This window comes from Yersinia similis (assembly GCF_001053095.1).
Lineage (GTDB): Bacteria > Pseudomonadota > Gammaproteobacteria > Enterobacterales > Enterobacteriaceae > Yersinia > Yersinia similis.
In genome coordinates this window covers 1-1,200 of the sequence record NZ_CGBP01000091.1, presented here as the reverse complement: position 1 = coordinate 1,200, position 1,200 = coordinate 1, and the positions used below count along the sequence as shown (strand labels likewise).

Genomic DNA, 1,200 nt, shown 5'->3' with positions numbered 1-1,200 from the left:
AAACGGTTTCACTGGCCATCAAGCGGTGGCGGTTGTCCAAAAAGAGCACCATAAAACACTCCCGCCCCTGAGGACTAAGATGAAGTTGCAGCCAGGCTTTCACTGCCTCGGGTGAGGTCAAGGTGTAGGGCCGGTGTCGGAGTTGGGTTTCCAGTATCGCCAGTGCCTGGCTGATAATCTGTTGCTGGGCAAAAGGCAAGGTGGGGAGTGAAGCACGCATAGGCTGATGTGGCATGGGGGAACTCCTGTTCATCAGTCAATCAAGTCAAAAATAGCCTGGCTTTCAGGGTGTTGTAAGGCATATTCGCGCAATCGGTAAAAATGCTCGGTAATCGCCTCACTTTCAGTGCTGTAGGCACAATGGCTGTAGGTCATCAGGCAGGCGGTGATACCCGCGGCTTCACGACTGACAGTGGCACCATTGCCATTGAGCGCGTTAAACAACACATAGTCTTGCCCCGTGCCCGGCACCATAAATGCCCCACCGTTAGCCAAGGTGTAGAAGTCCCAGAAGTCGCCGTGGTAGTCGTCACACAAGCGGTCCAGCCAACGAAAAACCTGTGGTTCAATCAACGCCCATTTGGGTACCTGACCAAAGTGTTTTGCCCAGAAATGGATGCGTTGCGCATCAGAAACCAGGGTGGCTGTGAGTGTGTTTGTATCTGTATTGATTTGCGTATTCATGAGAAAAATCCTTGTGTCATCATCGGTTAATCACAAAACAGGCCCTACCGGAAAACCGGGGGAACCTGTTTGTGGGGGGGATAAAAGTGAGTAAGTGCTTACCGGGAGGTGTGTTTAGGTACGATTAATTATCAGTCGTGTGATGACCGAGATGCGGTAAAAATCAGTTGCCGTTGGGGGCTATATTGCGCGTAGCCATGGGCATCAAAACAGGCAGGCAAGACATCAGCTCATGGCCTGCTTTAATCGCTCAGCCATCACCCACAGTGCCCGGTTGAGTTTGATATCGCCATCAATGCCATTCACTGCCTGGGTCTGGGTACGTTTGCCTTTGGCGCTGATGCCGGACAAGCCCCCTTTAGTTAAATTTTCTTGCAGGCGCTGGAATACCGTCCATAAATCCGTCTTTTTGTCTTCCCAGCGACGCGGGGTCAGCAGTTGGTTGGCGGTGACCGGATGAGGGTCTTCATAGTAGGCCAGTTCATCATGGGTCAGAGGGCGGTCGCGGCGAACAGA

2 protein-coding genes and 1 pseudogene are annotated in these 1,200 nt (G+C 52.3%); all 3 read right to left on the bottom strand.

Annotation, left to right across the window (positions count from 1 at the left end; genetic code table 11):
• The coding region (locus tag AC971_RS21520; protein WP_331454171.1) for a JAB domain-containing protein at positions 1-235 on the bottom strand (235 nt) is incomplete at its 3' end.
• Positions 236-252: 17 nt separating this feature from the next.
• Complete coding sequence (locus tag AC971_RS21515; protein WP_048677914.1) at positions 253-684, bottom strand: antirestriction protein; 432 nt, start codon at positions 682-684, stop codon at positions 253-255.
• A gap of 225 nt (positions 685-909) precedes the next feature.
• Positions 910-1,200 (bottom strand): annotated as a pseudogene (locus AC971_RS22405) (DUF932 domain-containing protein); the annotation flags it as partial.